The organism is Streptomyces sp. NPDC005551, from assembly GCF_042871785.1.
GTDB lineage: Bacteria > Actinomycetota > Actinomycetes > Streptomycetales > Streptomycetaceae > Streptomyces.
Window position 1 is genome coordinate 1 of the sequence record NZ_JBIAJE010000017.1, and the last position, 12,959, is coordinate 12,959.

The window sequence follows — 12,959 nt, forward strand, 5'->3', positions numbered from 1 at the left end:
CTCGAGTGGGCGACCTCCTGCCCGCCGCCGCGGCACAACTTCCTCACCCTGCCGCGGATCCGCTCCGAATCCCCGGCGTTCGACCTGCACCACCCCGAGATCGCCGCTCTCGAGCAGCTCGGTCACGGCGGGCAGGGTGCCAGCGCCCTCGCGGGTAGCAAGGAGGCCGGCAAGTGAAGATCCAGGGCAAGATGTTCATCTGGCTCGCCGTCTTCATCCTCGTCATGGCGATCGTCTACGGCGTGTGGTCGAAGGAGCCGGCCGGTACCACGGCACTGTTCCTCGGCTTCGGCCTGAGCATCATGATCGGCTACTACCTGGCCTTCACGGCCCGGCGTGTCGACCAGCTCGCGCAGGACAACAAGGAGGCCGACGTCGCGGACGAGGCCGGCGAGGTGGGCTTCTTCAGCCCGCACAGCTGGCAGCCGCTCGCCCTCGGCATCGGTGGCGCCTTCGCCTTCATGGGCGTCGTCTTCGGCTGGTGGCTGCTCTACTTCTCGGCTCCGATCATCTTCATCGGTCTGTGGGGCTGGGTCTTCGAGTACTACCGCGGTGAGAACCGCACCCAGTAGCACGCGCCAAGCGCCCGGGAGCCCGGACACTCCGTCAGGAGGGTCCGGGCTCCCTCGTTTGCCGTACACCGTGTCCCCCGCACGGCTCACTCGCCGCGCCGTGGCCGACGGTGGTTCATAGCGTGAGGCCATGAACCACACAGTGTTCTTCCGCGGCGCAGGAGCCGGTGTCGAGAGGCCGACCGTGTTCCATCCTTCGGGCCCGCGCGCGCTCGGCCTCTCCGCGCCGCCACGCCGGCCCGTCCGTACGGCCGTGAGCTGTGCCCTGCTGGTGGCCGCCCTCGGCGCGGGTTCCGTCGCGTGCAGCGCGGACGACAGGGCGCTGTCGGCCGAGCCGTACGACGCGGCCGACCAGATCGCCTTCAACGGCCCCGCCGGCGACAGCGGGAAGGCCGACCCGGACAAGCCCCTGGAGATCACCACCAGAGGCTCCGAGGGGCGCATCACGGACGTCACGGCCGTGGACGCGACCGGCAGGTACCTGGCCGGGGAACTGGCCGCCGACGGCCGCCGCTGGCACAGCACCTCCCCGCTGGCCGCCGAGGCCCACTACACGGTCCGCGTGAGCACCGAGGACGAGGACGGCGCGCCCGGCCGCAAGATGCTCTCCTTCGACACCGGCAAGCCCACCGCGAAGAAACGCCTGGACGTCACCTTCGGGCCGAAGGCGGGCGAGTACGGCGTCGGCCAGCCCGTCACCGCCGAGCTGAGCGCCCCCGTCAAGGACAAGGCCTCCCGGGCCGTCGTCGAGCGCGCGCTCAAGGTCGACTCGACGCCCGCCGTCGAGGGCGCCTGGCACTGGGTGGACGACAAGGAGCTGCACTACCGCCCCAAGGAGTACTGGCCCGCGGACGCGGCCGTACAGGCGCACGCCAACCTCGCCGGCATCAAGATCGGTGACCGGCTCTGGGGCGGCAACGCCAAACCCCTGAGCCTCACCACGGGTGACCGGGTGGTGGCCGTGACCGACGCCGCCGCGCACTCGATGCGGGTCTACCGCAACGACGAGGAGATCAAGCAGATCCCCGTCACCACCGGCAAGCCGGGCTTCGAGACCCGCAACGGCGTCAAGGTCGTGCTCGGCAAGGAGTACTTCGTACGCATGCGCGGCACCAGCATCGGCATATCCGAGGGCAGCGCCGACTCCTACGACCTGCCGGTCTACTACGCGACCCGGGTGACCTGGAGCGGCGAGTACGTGCACGCGGCCCCCTGGTCCACCGGCTCCCAGGGCTCCGCCAACGTCAGCCACGGCTGCACCGGCATGAGCACCGCCAACGCCGAGTGGTTCTTCAAGAACTTCCGCGCCGGGGACATCGTCAAGGTCGAGAACTCAGGCGGCGACACCATGGCCCCGTTCGGCAACGGCTTCGGGGACTGGAACCTCGACTGGGAGAAGTGGCGCACCGGAAGCGCGCTGCTCGGCGGCACCCCCGACGGACCCCCGCCCGCGGACCGGGCGCGGCTGCGTCCGGAGAGTGCCTGAGGCCGCGCTCCGTGAGGGGCGCGGGGCCGAGACCGGCACCGCCCCGCCGCACGGACGACGGATCGGGCGGCCCCGGACGGCCCGCGGCCGCCGACACGCCCGGCCGGCCGGCCGGTCAGGTTCCCTGCAGGGCCCTGCGGCGCAGCAGGGAGGCCAGCGTGGCGGCGAACTCCACCGGATCGACCGGATGGGTCACCGCGGCCTCCGCACGGCTCCAGGTGGCCAGCCAGGCGTCCTGCGGGCGCCCGATCAGCACGAGGACCGGCGGGCAGTTGAAGATCTCGTCCTTGATCTGGCGGCACACACCCATCCCGCCCATCGGCACCGCCTCGCCGTCCAGCACGCAGACGTCGATCCCGCCCTTGTCCAGCTCCGTCAGGACCGCGGCGGGCGTGGCGCACTCGATGAGCTCGACCTCGGGAACGTCGCCCGCGGGCCTGCGGCCGGTGGCGAGCCGTACCTGTTCGCGGGTGTTGGAGTCGTCGCTGTAGACCAGCACCGTGGCGGTCGGCTGCATTGTTCCTCCGTGACTTCGGCGTCGTACGGGTGTGAACCGCTGCGCGGATGCTACTCCCTCGCACACCGCGTCAGCACCGGTTCGGACAGGGCTTCGATGGGCCATACGGGCTGGACACACCCCCCGGACACTCCGAACGGCACCCCCCGGGGTGAGGGCGGGATAAGCGACCGACATAATGTCGGTCGTGGCGACAGCAACGACAGTAGAAACCGGGCACGCGCACCCGTCGGTCAATCGGCCGAACCTCACCAGCGTCGGAACGATCATCTGGCTGAGTTCCGAGCTGATGTTCTTCGCGGCCCTCTTCGCGATGTACTTCACCCTGCGATCGGTGACCGGGCCGGATCACTGGAAGGAAATGGCGTCCAGCCTGAACTTCCCGTTCTCGGCGACGAACACCACGATCCTGGTGCTCTCCTCCCTGACCTGTCAGCTCGGCGTCTTCGCCGCCGAGCGCGGGGACGTGAAGAAGCTCCGGATGTGGTTCATCGTCACCTTCATCATGGGTGCGATCTTCATCGGCGGTCAGGTCTTCGAGTACACGGAGCTGGTCAAGAAGGACGGGCTCTCGCTCTCCTCCGACCCGTACGGCTCGGTGTTCTACCTGACCACCGGCTTCCACGGCCTGCACGTGACGGGCGGTCTCATCGCCTTCCTGCTGGTCCTCGGCCGCACGTACGCGGCCAGAAGGTTCACTCACGAGCAGGCAACCGCCGCCATTGTCGTGTCCTACTACTGGCACTTCGTCGATGTCGTCTGGATCGGCCTCTTCGCCACGATCTACATGATCAAGTAGTCGGCGCGCCGCAACGGCGGACCGATCCATTCCGAAGCATCGACGCAGAAGATCCTGACACCGGGGTAATCCGTGAAAAAGCTCTCCGCACGACGACGCCATCCGCTGGCGGCGGTCGTCGTCCTACTCCTCGCGCTGGCGGCCACCGGGGGGCTGTACGCCGCGTTCGCACCCGCGAGCAAGGCGCAGGCCGACGAAACCGCCCAGTCCCTCGCCATCGACGAGGGCAAGAAGCTGTACTCCGTGGGCTGCGCAAGCTGCCACGGCACCGGCGGTGTGGGAACCACAGACGGTCCCCCCCTGACCGGTGTGGGTGCCGCGGCCGTCGACTTCCAGGTCGCCACGGGCCGCATGCCGGCCCAGCAGCCCGGTGCTCAGATCCCGAAGAAGAAGAACATCTACTCGCAGGCCGAGATCGACCAGCTCGCGGCGTACATCGCCTCGCTCGGTGCGGGTCCCTCGGTGCCGACGAAGAACCAGTACAGCCCTGAGGGTGCGGACATCGCCAAGGGCGGCGAGCTCTTCCGCACCAACTGCGCGCAGTGCCACAACTTCACCGGCAAGGGTGGTGCGCTCTCGGAGGGCAAGTACGCGCCGAGCCTGGAAGACGTCGACCCGAAGCACATCTACGAGGCCATGCAGACCGGCCCGCAGAACATGCCGTCCTTCCCCGACACGACGATGTCGGAGAAGAACAAGAAGGACATCATCGCGTACCTCCACGCGGTCAACGGAGACGACACCGAGAGCCCCGGCGGCCTTGACCTGGGCGGCCTCGGGCCGGTCAGTGAAGGTTTGTTCGGCTGGATCTTCGGACTCGGCGCGCTCATCGCCGTCGCCGTCTGGGTCGCCGCTCGGACCGCAAAGGCCAAGAAGTCATGAGTAGCCAAGACATTCCAGAGAACCTGCCTGCTGAGCGGGCCACCGACGAGCAGCGCGCTGCGGTCGGCATCGCGGACGAGCAGAACCCGTTCGCGAACCCGGGGCTGCCGCCCCACGAGCACCGCGTCCAGGACATCGACGAGCGGGCCGCCAAGCGCTCCGAGCGCGTGGTCGCCATGCTGTTCACGCTGTCGATGCTGGCCACGGTCGCCTTCATCGTCTCGTTCGTGACGATCCCGGCCGACAGGTCGGTCTTCATCTGGCCCCTCGGGCACATCAGCGGACTCAACTTCGCGCTGGGCACCACGCTCGGTGTCGCGCTCTTCGCCATCGGCGCGGGCGCGGTCCACTGGGCCCGCACGCTGATGTCCGACGAGGAGGTCGCCGACGACCGCCACCCGATCGAGGCGTCGCCGGAGGTCCGCGCCAAGGTGCTGGCCGACTTCCAGCAGGGCGCCAAGGAGTCCGCGCTCGGCCGTCGCAAGCTGATCCGGAACACGATGTTCGGGGCGCTGACCCTGGTGCCGCTGTCCGGCATCGTCCTGCTGCGGGACCTGGGCCCGCTGCCCGGGGACAAGCTGCGTCACACGATGTGGTCCAAGGGCAAGCTCCTCGTCAACATGAACACGAACGAGCCGCTGCGTCCCTCGGACGTCGTCGTCGGCTCGCTGACCTTCGTCAAGCCCGAGGGCCTGGAGGAGCACAGCGAGGAGTTCCAGACCGAGATCGCCAAGGCGGCCCTGATGATCGTCCGGCTCCAGCCGGACGACATCAAGGACAAGCGCGAGCTCGAGTGGTCGCACGAGGGCATCGTGGCGTACTCGAAGATCTGCACCCACGTGGGCTGCCCGATCTCCCTGTACGAGCAGCAGACGCACCACGTCCTGTGCCCGTGCCACCAGTCCACCTTCGACCTCTCCGACGGTGCCCGAGTGATCTTCGGCCCGGCCGGTCACCCGCTGCCGCAGCTGCGCATCGGTGTGAACGATGAGGGCTACCTTCAGGCGCTCGGCGACTTCGAAGAGCCCGTCGGTCCTGCTTTCTGGGAGCGCGGATGAGTACTTCAAAGAGCGAGCGTTCGCGCGGGAAGGCCCCCGCCGGTGAGCGGGTGGCGGACTGGGCGGACGGCAGGCTGGGGATCTACTCCCTCGCCAAGTCCAACATGCGCAAGATCTTCCCGGACCACTGGTCCTTCATGCTGGGTGAGATCTGCCTCTACAGCTTCATCATCATCATCCTCACGGGTGTGTACCTGACGCTGTTCTTCCACCCGTCGATGAACGAGGTGGAGTACCACGGCAGCTACGTCCCGCTGCAGGGACAGCTGATGTCCGAGGCGTTCAACTCGACCATGCACATCTCCTTCGACGTGCGCGGCGGTCTGCTCATCCGGCAGATCCACCACTGGTCGGCGCTGGTCTTCCTGGCCGGCATGTTCGTGCACATGATGCGCGTGTTCTTCACGGGTGCGTTCCGCAAGCCGCGTGAGGTCAACTGGCTGTTCGGCTTCCTGCTGTTCGTCCTCGGCATGTTCACCGGCTTCACCGGCTACTCGCTCCCGGACGACCTGCTCTCCGGCACCGGTGTCCGCTTCATGGAGGGCGCGATCCTGTCCGTGCCCATCGTCGGCACGTACCTCTCGTTCTTCCTCTTCGGCGGCGAGTTCCCGGGCGGCGACTTCGTCGCGCGGTTCTACTCGATCCACGTCCTGCTGCTGCCGGGCATCATGCTCGGCCTGCTGGTCGCCCACCTGATCCTGGTCTTCTACCACAAGCACACGCAGTGGGCGGGCCCGGGCAAGACCGAGAAGAACGTCGTAGGCATGCCGCTGCTGCCGGTGTACATGGCCAAGGCGGGCGGCTTCTTCTTCCTGGTCTTCGGCGTCATCGCGGTCATCGCGGCCATCGCCTCGATCAACCCGATCTGGTCCATGGGCCCCTACCGGCCGGACCAGGTGTCGACCGGCGCGCAGCCCGACTGGTACATGGGCTTCTCCGAGGGCCTGATCCGCACCATGCCGGGCTGGGAGATCAACCTGTGGGGCCACACCCTCGTCCTGGGTGTCTTCGTCCCGCTGATCATCTTCCCGCTGGTGCTGGTCGTCATCGCGGTCTACCCGTTCATCGAGTCCTGGGTCACCGGCGACAAGCGCGAGCACCACATCCTGGACCGCCCGCGCAACGTCCCGACCCGTACGGCCGTGGGTGTCGCCTGGATCACCTGGTACGTCGTCATGCTGATCGGCGGTGGCAACGACCTCTTCGCCACCCACTTCCACATGTCGATCAACGCGATCACCTGGTTCGTGCGCATCGCGTTCTTCGTGGCGCCGGTCGTCGCGTTCATCATCACCAAGCGGATCTGCCTCGGTCTCCAGCGCCGGGACCGGGACAAGGTGCTGCACGGCCGCGAGTCGGGCATCATCAAGCGCCTGCCGCACGGTGAGTTCGTCGAGGTGCACGAGCCGCTCAGCCAGGAGTCGCTGCACACGCTCACCGCGCACGAGCAGTACGAGCCGGCCGAGATCGGCCCCGCGGTCGACGAGAACGGTGTCGAGCGCAAGGTCTCGGGCACGCAGAAGCTGCGCGCGAAGCTCAGCAACGCGTACTACGGGGAAGAGAACCAGATCCCCAAGCCCACGGTCGAGGAGTACAAGGAGATCACGAGCGGCCACGGCCACCACTGATCCGCACCCCGGTCACACCCTGATCGCCACGGCTGGAGCCCCGTCCATTGCATGGACGGGGCTCTTTGCCGTCCCCGGGCCTGGATAGGGTGGACCCTGTCCGTCACACGTCGTGTACGTGTCTTCTCGTCCCTTTCCACGAACCCAGGAGCGGCATATGAGTGCTGTGACCCCCGCTGGAGGCGACATCGCGGCGGGCCGTTCCTGGCCCCAGGTGCTGAACGGCCTGCTCGACGGCCGTGACCAGAGCGCGGACGAGACGGCCTGGGCGATGGACCGCATCATGCGCGGCGAGGCGACGGACGCGCAGATCGCCGGGTTCGCGGTCGCGCTGCGCGCGAAGGGCGAGACGGTCCAGGAGATCTCCGGTCTCGTCCGCACGATGTACGAGCACGCCAACGTGATCGAGGTGCCCGGCGAGACCGTCGACATCGTCGGTACGGGCGGTGACGGCGCCAAGACGGTGAACATCTCCACGATGTCCGCGATCGTCGTGGCAGGCACGGGCGCCAAGGTGGTCAAGCACGGCAACCGGGCGGCGTCGAGCGCGTCCGGCGCCTCGGACGTCCTGGAGAAGCTCGGCGTCAATCTGGAGCTGACGCCGAAGCGGGTCGCCGAGGTGGCCGAGGAGGCCGGGATCACCTTCTGCTTCGCGGTGAAGTTCCATCCGGCGCTGCGTCATGTGGCCGCCGCGCGCGGGCAGTTGGGGATCCGGACCACCTTCAACTTCCTGGGCCCGCTGACCAACCCGGCCCGGGTGAAGGCCCAGGCGGTCGGTGTGGCCGACCTCAGGATGGCGCCCATCGTCGCCGGTGTCTTCGCGGAGCGCGGTCACTCCTCGCTGGTCTTCCGCGGCGACGACGGTCTCGACGAGCTGACCACCACGGCCACGTCGAGGGTGTGGATCGTCCGCGAGGGAAAGGTCCACGAGGAGAGCTTCGACCCGCGTGACGTCGGCCTCGAACTCGTCCCCGTGGAGGCTCTGCGGGGCGCCGACGCGTCGTACAACGCGGACGTCGCCCGGCGGCTGCTGAACGGCGAGACCGGGCCCGTACGGGACGCGGTGCTGCTGAACTCGGCGGCGGCCCTGGTCGCCCTGGAGCCGGAAGACGGACCGCTCGCGGAGCGGATCCGCGCGGGGATGGCGAAGGCGGCCGAGGCCATCGACTCCGGAGCCGCCAGGCGGACCCTCGGCCGGTGGGTCGCGGCCAGCCACGCCTGAACCGGACGCGAGACGCGCGGGCGCGGTCCGGATTCTGGACCGCGCCTTGCGCGTCGACGATCTTCTGGCAAGATGCTGTACCAGGTCATGAGCGACAGCCATCAGGCCCCGGCCGGCTGTCCGGCAACCCTCCGTCCGTGGCGGGGTGCCCCGGGTGAAGACCAGGCCGTAGGCAGCGAGGTCTGCGGCAAGCGCGGACCCCTCGCCTCACCAGGGGTCCTGGTCGTCGAGGGAGCCTTCTGTGAGCAAGCGAATGCGATAGGGCGCAGCGCCCCGCCTCCGCACACCCTTTTCACTTTTCCCTGTGCCGGAGCCGCCCCCTTCGCGGGCCGTCCGCACAGCGAATCCGCCTGCTTCTCACAGGAGTTCGCCATGTCTGTCCCCACCACGGCCGCCGACCGGTCCGTTTGTGCCCCGCTGCCCGTTCTGGGCCGGGATGTCACCGTCCCGCTGGTCACCGGCGGCGAGGTCACGTACGCCGCGCTGGACTACGCGGCCAGCGCTCCTGCCCTGCAGCGGGTGTGGGACGACGTCGCCGCGTACGCCCCGTACTACGGCAGCGTGCACCGGGGCGCCGGATACCTGTCGCAGCTGTCCACCGACCTCTTCGAGAACGCCCGCAGGACCGTCGCCGAGTTCCTCGACTGCCGCACCGGCGACCAGGTCGTCTTCACCCGCTCCACCACCGACTCGCTCAACCTGCTCGCCTCCGCCCTGCCCTCCGACTGCCAGGTCTTCGTCTTCGAGACCGAGCACCACGCCTCGCTGCTGCCCTGGCGGGACGCCCGCGTGACGTACCTGAACGCCCCGCGCACCCCGGGCGAGGCCGTCGCCACGCTGGAGCGGGCGCTGGCCGGCCGCGACCCGTACGGGCCGGCCCTGGTGTGCGTCACCGGTGCCTCGAACGTCACCGGCGAGCTGTGGCCGGTGCGTGAGCTCGCCGCAGCCGCCCACGCGCACGGCGCACGCATCGTCCTCGACGCGGCCCAGCTCGCCCCGCACCACCCGGTGTCCGTGCAGGACCTGGACGTCGACTGGGTCGCCTTCTCGGGGCACAAGCTCTACGCGCCCTTCGGCTCCGGCGTCCTCGCCGGCCGTGCCGACTGGCTGACCGAGGCCGAGCCGTACCTCGCGGGCGGCGGCGCCAGCCGCAAGGTGTCACGCCGCACGGACGGCGGGGTCGACGTGGAGTGGCACGAGAGCGCGGCCCGGCACGAGGCCGGCTCGCCGAACGTGATCGGTGTCCACTCCATCGCGTCGGCCTGCAAGGCGCTGACCGAGGCCGGGTTCGACACCCTGGTGGCCCGCGAGCAGCACCTCATCGACACGGTCCGCGCGGGCCTCGCCGAGGTGTCCGAGGTGCGGGTGCTGTCGCTCTTCGGCGACGACGCCCCGCGTGTCGGCGTCATCTCGTTCGTCGTCGACGGCTGGAACAGTTCGCACTTCGCGGCCGCGCTGTCCGCCGAGTACGGCATCGGGGTGCGCGACGGACTCTTCTGCGCCCACCCCCTGGTGCGCACCCTGCTGGGCACCGACCCGCAGAGCCAGGGGGAGTGCGGGGCCCCGGAGGCCGCGCCCGGCGAGAAGTCGCTGAACGCCATCCGCGTCAGCTTCGGCGCGGGCACCCCGGACGAGCACGTCGAGCGCTTCGTCCGCGCCGTGCGGGAACTCGTGCGGGACGGCGCCCGGTGGCAGTACCGGACCGAGGACGGGCGTTGCGTCCCGGCGGTCTGAGGCCGTAGGAAAGGCTCGGCGCCCGGAGGCGGTGGGAGCGGTGCGGTGCCGGCGGATCAGGAGTCGAGGCCGATCGCGAACGCCGCCTCCAGGTCGTGCTGGGAGTACGTGCGGAACGCGACGTGGGTGTCGGTGCCCTCGACGCCCGGGATCTTGCTGATCCGGCCGGGGATGACGTCGGCCAGGTCGTCGTGCGCCTGGACGCGGACCATGGCGATCAGGTCGTACGTGCCGGTGACGGAGAAGACCTCGCTGACGCTGTCGAGGGCCGCGATCGACTCCGCGATCTCGGGGATCCGGTCCACGCTGGTCTTGATGAGCACGATCGCGGTGATCACGGCTGGTTCTCTCCCTCGGGGGCCGTCACTGGGGTTTTCACTCTAGTCCCACGGCCGAAGCGCACCCAGGCGTGGAGGAACCCGGCGAAGAAGCCCAGCAGGTGGGCCAGGTAGGCGACTCCGGGCCCCTGGTCGTCGCGACCCGCCGCCAGCCACTGCAGGACCGCCCAGAAGGGCAGCACCACCCAGGCCGGGAAGCGCAGCGGGAGGAAGAACAGGAAAGGGAGGAGACTGGTCACCCGGGCGCCGGGGAACAGGTACAGGAACGCGCCGAGGACCGCGGAGACCGCCCCCGAGGCGCCGACGAGGGACTGCGTGGACTCGGCGTTGGCGATCGCGTACCCGAGCAGGGCCAGATATCCGCAGCCCAGATAGAAGAGGGCGAACTCGACATGGCCCATGCGCTCCTCCGCCATCACCCCGAAGACGCAGAAGAAGAGCATGTTCCCCAGCAGATGGAGCCAGCTGCCGTGGATGAACAGGGCCGTCGCGGGGGTGAGCCAGGCCCGTGGTACTCCGTCGAGAAGCTCGGCCGGCACCACGCCCCAGCGGTGGAAGTAGGCCTGCTGGGCGGCGAGCAGCTCGTCCCCGGTGCCGTAGGCGGGGTTGAGTCCCGCCGCGGGGCCGATGACGAAGATCAGGCAGCAGAGGCCGATCAGTCCGTACGTCACCGGCGCCGACCGCCCCCGGCTCGTCCGGCCGACCGCCGCACTCCACTTTCCGGTCATGCGGCAAAGCATGACGTAACAGGACCGGACCGCCCGGACCGCCTCGCCGCGTGGACGCCCGAGCGTCGGAGTCCCGCCAGGCCGTAGGGTACGAGCCACACGCACCAGGAAAGCTGGCGCATCACGGACACTAGAGGGAAGGCGAAACAGCCACGATGACGGTTCCCCTGCCGACCGCCGAGACCCGATGGCGCTGCATGCTCTGCGGCAACCTCACGCGTTTCGACGTGACCCGCTCCTCGAAGGTCGTCGAGTATGTGCACCTCGACCTGGCCGGTGAGCCGAAGGTCGAGGAGCGGGAGGTGGTCAATGAGACCATCGACTCGGTGCGGTGCCGCTGGTGCAACGCGGTGGACCAGGTGGAACTCGTGGACAGGCCGGGCGCCGGCTCCTGACGATGGGGGTCCCCCCGCTCGAGCGAAGCCGAGAGCGGGGGAGGGCCCCGCGAGAAATTGGGGTGTGACGGATGGTGGAGACCACGGGCGGGGAGCCGGACGACGGCACCGCCGAGGTGCTCGACCGTCCGCTGCCCGACGGCGTGCGCCGCCGGGTCGTGCAGATCGTGTCCGACGGCTTCGGCGGGCTGACCATGACCGAACTGCCCGCGCAGCTGCGGCAGTATGCGCGGTTCGCCCCGAACCGGCGGGCCAAGTTCGCGGGCAACGCCATGGCCGCGGCGCTGGAGACGGACCCGCTGTTCAGACAGCGCATCGCCGAGAAGCTGAGAGAGGCCCAGCCGGAACTGACCGGCGCCCTCGACGCGGGCTCACCGCCCCCGGCCGCGGACCCGCTGGACGTGGGGGCCGCGGCCTACGTGTTGCGCCCCACGGGCTGGGTGAAGCTGGTGACCGCCGCGGGCGAGGAGGCCCAGCGGGCGGACGCCGAGCGCGCCGACGAGGAGAACCGGGCCGAGCTGGAGCGGCTGCGCGGGGAGCTGGCGGCGGCCCGCGGCCAGACCAGGGCCGAGACCGAGCGGCTGCGTACGGAGCTGGAGGCGGCGAGGAAGGAAGCCGAATCGCTGCACCGCAAGCTGCGCAGCGCCCTCAGTGACATCAAGCGCGGTGAGGCGGCCCTGCGCAAGGTCCAGAGCGAGACGGAGACCGCGCGCGCCGAGGCGCAGGCTCAGGTGTCGGCCGCTGAGAGCGAGAACCGGCGGCTCAAGGCGCGGCTCGGGGAGGCCGAGGCGGCCCTGGAGGCCACCCGCAGGGCGGCGCGCGAGGGCCGCAGCGTGGAGGACATGCGGGTGCGGCTGCTGCTCGACACGGTGCTGGACGCCGCTCAGGGGCTGCGGCGCGAGCTCGCCCTGCCGCCGGTGTCCCAGCGGCCCGCCGAGACCGTCGACGCCGTCGAGCCGGGGCGGATGACGCCGAAGGACATCGCCGCCCGCGCGCTGTCCGAGAACGACCCGGCGATCCTCGACCAGTTGCTCGCGCTGCCGCAGGCGCATCTGGTCGTCGACGGCTACAACGTCACCAAGACCGGCTATCCGCAGATGCCGCTGGAGAAGCAGCGGCTGCGGCTGCTCGGGCAGCTCTCGCAGCTCGCCGCGCAGACCGGCGCCGAGGTGACCTGTGTCTTCGACGGCGCCGAGCTGGCCGCGCCCGTGCTGCTCGCGCCGCCCCGCGGGGTGCGGGTGCTGTTCTCCAAGGCCGGTGTCACCGCCGACGAACTGATCCGCCAGCTGGTGCGCGCGGAGCCGGTGGGGCGGCCGGTCATCGTCGTGTCGACCGACCGCGAGGTGGCCGACGGGATCGCCAGGGCCGGCGCCCGGCCGGTGGCGTCCGTCGTACTCCTCAAGCGTTTCTCGCGCGGCTGAAGCGGAGTCAAATGCACCGCTTTCCGGGGCCGAGTCCGCGGTGGCGTCTTTCCGTGCTTACCGGATCATAGGCAACGTACGCACCATGCGTAACGTCTGGGCCGGATGCCCGAATTGGCGAAACCTTCACGCAACGTAGCGTCAAACGCGCATGACTGCACGTGAGTTGTCGGTAACGA

13 protein-coding genes, 1 pseudogene and 1 riboswitch are annotated in these 12,959 nt (G+C 69.6%); of the genes and pseudogenes, 11 read left to right on the top strand and 3 right to left on the bottom strand.

All coding sequences use genetic code 11. From position 1 onward, the window contains the following. The 3 genes and pseudogenes from ACFYP4_RS33250 to ACFYP4_RS33260 form a co-directional block, all read left to right on the top strand. A pseudogene (locus ACFYP4_RS33250) lies at positions 1-177 on the top strand (cytochrome ubiquinol oxidase subunit I); the annotation flags it as partial. Further along, positions 174-572 carry a cytochrome c oxidase subunit 4 gene (locus tag ACFYP4_RS33255; protein ID WP_358853541.1) on the top strand — a complete coding sequence of 133 codons (399 nt, stop codon included), beginning with the start codon at positions 174-176 and terminating at the stop codon, positions 570-572. The pseudogene ACFYP4_RS33250 and the gene ACFYP4_RS33255, both read left to right, overlap by 4 nt. 130 nt (positions 573-702) lie before the next feature. Beyond that, positions 703-2,058: an Ig-like domain-containing protein gene (locus tag ACFYP4_RS33260; RefSeq protein ID WP_388790547.1), complete on the top strand. Its 1,356-nt coding sequence runs from the start codon at positions 703-705 to the stop codon at positions 2,056-2,058. Between the two features lie 115 nt (positions 2,059-2,173). Here ACFYP4_RS33260 and ACFYP4_RS33265 read toward each other — a convergent pair whose 3' ends face one another. After that, a complete protein-coding gene (locus ACFYP4_RS33265) occupies positions 2,174-2,575 on the bottom strand; it encodes a hypothetical protein (RefSeq protein WP_358853539.1) in 402 nt (133 codons plus the stop codon). 178 nt (positions 2,576-2,753) lie between these two features. On the opposite strand from ACFYP4_RS33265, the gene ACFYP4_RS33270 reads away from it, so the two are divergent. The 6 genes from ACFYP4_RS33270 (at position 2,754) to ACFYP4_RS33295 (ending at position 9,898) form a co-directional block, all read left to right on the top strand. Continuing rightward, complete coding sequence (locus tag ACFYP4_RS33270; RefSeq protein WP_355781457.1) at positions 2,754-3,374, top strand: heme-copper oxidase subunit III; 621 nt, start codon at positions 2,754-2,756, stop codon at positions 3,372-3,374. 72 nt (positions 3,375-3,446) lie between these two features. Beyond that, the gene (locus tag ACFYP4_RS33275) at positions 3,447-4,256 is read left to right on the top strand and encodes a c-type cytochrome (protein ID WP_358853538.1); all 810 of its coding nucleotides are present in this window, start codon (positions 3,447-3,449) and stop codon (positions 4,254-4,256) included. Further along, the gene (locus ACFYP4_RS33280) at positions 4,253-5,314 is read left to right on the top strand and encodes a Rieske 2Fe-2S domain-containing protein (protein WP_358853537.1); all 1,062 of its coding nucleotides are present in this window, start codon (positions 4,253-4,255) and stop codon (positions 5,312-5,314) included. Before ACFYP4_RS33275 ends, ACFYP4_RS33280 begins: the two co-directional genes overlap by 4 nt. Further along, complete coding sequence (locus tag ACFYP4_RS33285; protein WP_358853536.1) at positions 5,311-6,942, top strand: cytochrome bc complex cytochrome b subunit; 1,632 nt, start codon at positions 5,311-5,313, stop codon at positions 6,940-6,942. The genes ACFYP4_RS33280 and ACFYP4_RS33285 overlap by 4 nt, the downstream gene beginning before the upstream one ends. 157 nt (positions 6,943-7,099) lie before the next feature. Beyond that, on the top strand, positions 7,100-8,164 hold the full coding sequence (gene trpD, locus ACFYP4_RS33290) for an anthranilate phosphoribosyltransferase (RefSeq protein ID WP_388790552.1): 1,065 nt from the start codon (positions 7,100-7,102) through the stop codon (positions 8,162-8,164). A gap of 83 nt (positions 8,165-8,247) precedes the next feature. Further along, positions 8,248-8,364: riboswitch (SAM riboswitch) on the top strand. A 172-nt stretch (positions 8,365-8,536) separates the two neighbouring features. Continuing rightward, entirely contained in the window at positions 8,537-9,898 is a 1,362-nt protein-coding gene (locus ACFYP4_RS33295) for an aminotransferase class V-fold PLP-dependent enzyme (protein ID WP_358853534.1), read from the top strand. Between the two features lie 56 nt (positions 9,899-9,954). Here the strand turns inward: ACFYP4_RS33295 and ACFYP4_RS33300 are convergent, their stop codons facing one another. Together ACFYP4_RS33300 and ACFYP4_RS33305 are read right to left on the bottom strand one after the other, a co-directional pair. Then, positions 9,955-10,236 carry an Lrp/AsnC ligand binding domain-containing protein gene (locus ACFYP4_RS33300; RefSeq protein WP_355781475.1) on the bottom strand — a complete coding sequence of 94 codons (282 nt, stop codon included), beginning with the start codon at positions 10,234-10,236 and terminating at the stop codon, positions 9,955-9,957. After that, on the bottom strand, positions 10,233-10,964 hold the full coding sequence (locus ACFYP4_RS33305; RefSeq protein ID WP_388790556.1) for a rhomboid family intramembrane serine protease: 732 nt from the start codon (positions 10,962-10,964) through the stop codon (positions 10,233-10,235). The genes ACFYP4_RS33300 and ACFYP4_RS33305 overlap by 4 nt, the downstream gene beginning before the upstream one ends. A 155-nt stretch (positions 10,965-11,119) precedes the next feature. Between ACFYP4_RS33305 and ACFYP4_RS33310 the strand changes: the two genes are divergently transcribed. Beyond that, a complete protein-coding gene (locus ACFYP4_RS33310) occupies positions 11,120-11,359 on the top strand; it encodes a hypothetical protein (RefSeq protein WP_358853532.1) in 240 nt (79 codons plus the stop codon). A 71-nt stretch (positions 11,360-11,430) separates the two neighbouring features. Continuing rightward, positions 11,431-12,780: an NYN domain-containing protein gene (locus tag ACFYP4_RS33315; protein WP_388790559.1), complete on the top strand. Its 1,350-nt coding sequence runs from the start codon at positions 11,431-11,433 to the stop codon at positions 12,778-12,780. Positions 12,781-12,959: the final 179 nt, after the last annotated feature.